The sequence below is a fragment of the Bacillus cereus group sp. BfR-BA-01355 genome (assembly GCF_022663675.1).
In the GTDB taxonomy this organism is placed as follows: Bacteria; Bacillota; Bacilli; order Bacillales; family Bacillaceae_G; genus Bacillus_A; species Bacillus_A thuringiensis_S.
This window is the reverse complement of sequence record NZ_JAKUFY010000202.1, coordinates 1-4600: the sequence shown is the minus strand read 5'-3', so window position 1 is coordinate 4600 and position 4600 is coordinate 1. Positions and strand designations below refer to the sequence as shown.

The following is a 4600-nucleotide window of genomic DNA, read 5'->3' as shown; positions in this document are numbered from 1 at the left end:
GTTTACGAGTATGTACCCTGTAATTATAGAGGGTAAAGAGGAAATCTCGGAGAGTATTATAGTAACGAAAGAAATGCTTAGGAATGTTCCGAATTATGGAATTGGATATGGGTTATTAATGGGAGGAAACCCCAATGTAAAACCAGATGTGTTCTTTAATTATTTAGGAGAATTGAAAAGTGATACAAAAGCTGAAGCTAATGAGGATACAATAACTTTTTCAACAGGATTGAGTATTTCTAAAGAGAATAAATTACCAGGAAGTATTAATTTCAATGGAAGTATCAAACAAGATAAGTTATGTTTCGTAATCACATATGATGTGAGTCGATATATGGAAGAGACAATGCATGAACTGGGAAGACTATACAAGGATACGTTAGTTGAAATTGTTGAATATTGTTCTAGTCAAAAAGAAAGTGTAAAAACAGTCTCAGATTACGGGTCATTGGAACTAAAAGAATCTGAACTTCATGAAATTATGGATATATTTAATTGAAGAGAGTTTAAAATAAAATTACATGAGTAAGGAGTCTTGTATATTTAGTTTTATTGTTGTGTTAAAGAGTATGTAAGGCAGATATAGCTTTTTGGACTTTTTATATTATGGAGAAATTGGAGGGAAAATACCAGAAGCGTTGGAAAAGAAAGTCTTAGAAATGAAGATGGATTTATAAATTTAAATTACCAGATCTCTAAATTTTTTAGGGAGCTGGTAATTTGCTTTTTAAAAATTATATATAATTTTGTTTTAGATGTTGAAAAAATACTCCATTATAGTAGTTTTTAGCTAAACATGTTTGGAGTTTTGCTTTTGGAGGGAGTATATTTAAAATCTCTTTGTTAAAATGTAGAATAAAACCTTCAATATTTTTCTTATATGCTTGATCCTCTGCGTAGTCACTTGAGAGCTAGGGTTAACTAAATAATCAACAAATAAGTTTGTGATTAAAGAAAAACAATTTAAATAACTGCATAAAAATATATTATAAAATTGGGATTTTGATATATAATTGTCTTAATGAGTAATATAATCTCTATTTTCTTATAAAAGATGTTATCCTTGGGAACTCAGGAATTACTTTATATTCTATATAAACTTCTTTATTTTTTATTGGCTTATCATTAAAAATATATCCTTTTTAAATTAAAGGAGAGATAATTAGTATACAAAGTCAAATACTACCTACATAAAGTATTTGATTGCCATCTTATTATTTTTTTATAGGTGTAGGGTATAAATTGAATTATATAGTAAATACTGTGGGAGTTAGAAAAATATTTGAATCAATACCTTATGAATGATACCTGGTCATAATATGTGAAACTTATTTCGGATATAGATTATGAAAATTATATTGTTTTATGTGCACATTATTTAAGAAAATAGAGACCGGAATTACCAAATATTTTTTAGTTGTAAATGTCCACAAGGTGATGATAATAGAACAATAAGTTATTTAAAACATGTGAAAGCTTTACTGAAAGATAGCATATCGTGTATAAAGCAGTAAGACTGTCCTAATTAAGGACAGTCTTATTTTTGTTTATGAATAACAATTTCTCTAACAAAGTGCAGATGAATCACATATGAAAATTTAGGGAGGTTTTTTATCATGTATTATTTTTATTCGCCAGAAATGTTTACTCCATATCAATGGGGACTAGAACGAGATGTTTCGTATGCTTATATGCCATATAACTCACTTTATTATGGAGAATATATAAGCGCATTGCCATACGCATATATCCCTCAAAGCTATGAAGTACAAATGAAAGCAGATGATCGTGGATCGTGGACACCATTTTCATGGGTTGAAAAATATGCGTACGCATTTTCAGGACCGTATAATAAAGCGGAAGTAGCTCTTACATTTGATGATGGACCAGATTTAGAATTTACGCCAAAAATTTTAGATAAGTTAAAACAACATAATGTGAAAGCGACTTTCTTCCTGCTTGGTGAAAACGCAGAAAAGTTTCCGAATGTAGTAAAGTGTATTGCAAATGAAGGGCATGTAATTGGTAATCATACGTATAGTCATCCAAATTTAGCGAAAGTAAATGAGGATGAGTACCGTAATCAAATTATAAAAACAGAAGAAATATTAAATCGTTTAGCTGGTTATGCACCAAAGTTTATACGTCCGCCATACGGTGAAATACTTGAAAATCAATTGAAGTGGGCGACAGAGCAAAATTTTATGATTGTACAGTGGAGTGTTGATACAGTTGATTGGAAAGGTGTAAGCGCTGATACGATTACAAATAATGTATTAGGGAATTCATTTCCAGGAAGTGTCATCCTTCAGCATTCAACACCAGGTGGGCATCTACAAGGATCTGTAGATGCACTAGACAAAATCATTCCGCAGTTAAAAACGAAAGGGGCACGTTTTGTAACACTTCCGAGTATGTTCCAGACATCAAAAGAAAGAAATTGAATGTGTTATAAATTGGAAAAAAAGGGGTCGTGTCGTATAATGAGGGTGTAAGTTAGGGGGGGGATAATTGATCTATGCATTAGTAAACGTAGGAATAAGCATATTGATCGGTGTTATATTTATACTTGCTGCAATTATCCTTCAAAAAAATCCACCAACGGATATTAACGCAGCATATGGTTATCGTACGAAACGATCCATGAAAAATAAGGAATTATGGGATGCGGGTAATAGGTATAGTGCAGAAGTGATGAAGCAAAACGGATTCATCATGATGTTAATTGGAAGTATTATTAGTATACTGTTTAGATATCCACATACAACAGCAGTGATTATGGCGGTCATGGTATTGTTAATCATTCACTTATTTAGGCGAGTAGAGAAGAGATTAAAGACAATTGAACAATGATGATAAGGAAAATAGGACTCTCAGTCAACGATAGATAGGAGTCCTATTATATTTACAAACTATTATTTTTTAGTAGTTCTTTTCCTTGTTCAACAACAAATTCATAGTATGCAAGATCATACGGATAAATATCTTCAAATGTTATCGTAATCGGTTTATTGTTTAGGACTGAAATCGTCGTTAAAGATGAAATCTCTCCTTTTAATAGTTGTAGAAAAGGAGTTGTATGTACTTTCATCACATCGTCTACTTCTTCACCTGGTGCGAATGGAAGTGGATTGTTGACATTGTGAAAATACATATGACAAAATTCACGATCAGTAAGATTTGAAATTTCATAATCTATTTTAAAGATGCCTTTGTATATTAAATCAGTAGTTTGAAAGGAAAGCCCCAATTCTTCTTCGATTTCACGAAGGCCACCAATTTGTACATCTTCATCATGCATAATATGTCCAGCTGAAGTAATATCCCATATACATGGAGCTTCTTTTTTATTTTTAGAGCGTAATTGGAAATATAAGAACATATCTTCATTATCTTTTTCTACAAACCAACAATGAAATGTTTCGTGCCAATCACCGTCACGATGCACTTCGTCACGTAATTTCTTCCCAAGTGTATTTCTTTCAGGATCAAATATTGTTAACCACTCTGTCATTTTAATTCCCCTTTCCTCAAATTTTATTATACAATATTTGTATTGGATTTTGGGAAAATAAAGAAAAAGGAGTGGTTATAAGTGGAGATAGAGCGTATGGAAATAAAATCGATTATTTCAACAGAGGAAGAGTTACGGAAAATATTGGGGCAACCAAGTGAGCGAGCATTGAAAAAAGTTATTTCATCATTAGACCACCATTGCATAGATTTTCTTTCTAAATCTCCTTTTCTAGTATTATCTACTGCAAATAAGTTGGGGGAGTGTGACGCCTCGCCGAGAGGAGACGCACCTGGATTTGTTTACATATTAAATAATAGTAAAATTATTATTCCGGAAAGACCAGGAAACCGCCGTATAGACTCCATTTTGAATATTATTTCCAATCCAAGTGTAGGATTAATCTTTTTTATTCCAGGTCTTGGGGAGACACTCAGAATAAATGGCCGAGCGTATATTACAAACGACGAAGAAGTTTTGAAAGAAATGCAGGCGAATGGACGTAATCCATTGCTTGGAATTGTTGTTGAAATAGAAGAGTGTTATATTCATTGTGCAAAAGCTTTTATTCGTTCTAAGATGTGGGATCCAGAATCTTGGTTAAATAAAAAAGAGTTACCTTCAGCAGCAAAAATGTTACTGGAGCATGCGAAAGTGAATACTTCAGAAGAAGATGTTGCACGTTCTTTAGAAGAAAGTTATACAAAAAGATTGTATTAAAAATTTTATTGATATAGTTTTGTGGAGCGGATATGTACGGGTTTTAGAATGGGGAATTTATATACGAACCGTTGATTTACAAACTGGAGAAATAACAAAATAGATAAATTGAGTGGCAGTTGCATAATGCTATTGTGAAATATAATAAAAAAATTTCTTAAAAATAGTTAGTAAAAATAGGCTTGCTTTTTAAAAAGTTGATAACTATAATAAGTTAACAAATAGACATGAACGAAAAAGTAACGATAAGGACATGGAATCATTTTTACGGTTTACAGAGAGGGAAGCCAAGGGTGTGAGCTTCCTAACACGAGAAATGATTTTACCACCTTTGAACTTCAATAGTGAACGAGTAATCTAGTAATT

The 4600-nt window shown here is 31.9% G+C and carries 5 protein-coding genes; 4 read left to right on the top strand and 1 reads right to left on the bottom strand.

Going from position 1 to position 4600, the window contains the following annotated elements; translation table 11 throughout:
- The 3 genes from MR167_RS30490 to MR167_RS30480 form a co-directional block, all read left to right on the top strand.
- A partial coding sequence (locus MR167_RS30490) for a condensation domain-containing protein (protein WP_242316171.1) occupies positions 1-499 on the top strand: 499 nt, incomplete at its 5' end.
- A 1117-nt stretch (positions 500-1616) separates the two neighbouring features.
- The gene (locus MR167_RS30485) at positions 1617-2444 is read left to right on the top strand and encodes a peptidoglycan-N-acetylglucosamine deacetylase (protein ID WP_242316170.1); all 828 of its coding nucleotides are present in this window, start codon (positions 1617-1619) and stop codon (positions 2442-2444) included.
- A gap of 70 nt (positions 2445-2514) precedes the next feature.
- A complete protein-coding gene (locus MR167_RS30480) occupies positions 2515-2853 on the top strand; it encodes an SdpI family protein (protein WP_025989011.1) in 339 nt (112 codons plus the stop codon).
- A gap of 52 nt (positions 2854-2905) precedes the next feature.
- Here MR167_RS30480 and MR167_RS30475 read toward each other — a convergent pair whose 3' ends face one another.
- Entirely contained in the window at positions 2906-3514 is a 609-nt protein-coding gene (locus tag MR167_RS30475; RefSeq protein ID WP_000141355.1) for an NUDIX hydrolase, read from the bottom strand.
- 81 nt (positions 3515-3595) lie between these two features.
- Between MR167_RS30475 and MR167_RS30470 the strand changes: the two genes are divergently transcribed.
- Positions 3596-4234: a pyridoxamine 5'-phosphate oxidase family protein gene (locus tag MR167_RS30470; RefSeq protein ID WP_017763042.1), complete on the top strand. Its 639-nt coding sequence runs from the start codon at positions 3596-3598 to the stop codon at positions 4232-4234.
- The last annotated feature ends 366 nt before the right edge of the window (positions 4235-4600 follow it).

What these genes read in the sequence shown, in the direction of transcription:
- MR167_RS30485 (WP_242316170.1), top strand. Translation starts at nt 1,617, where the DNA reads ATGTATTATTTTTATTCGCCAGAAATGTTTACTCCATATCAATGGGGA.
- MR167_RS30475 (WP_000141355.1), bottom strand. Translation starts at nt 3,514, where the DNA reads ATGACAGAGTGGTTAACAATATTTGATCCTGAAAGAAATACACTTGGG.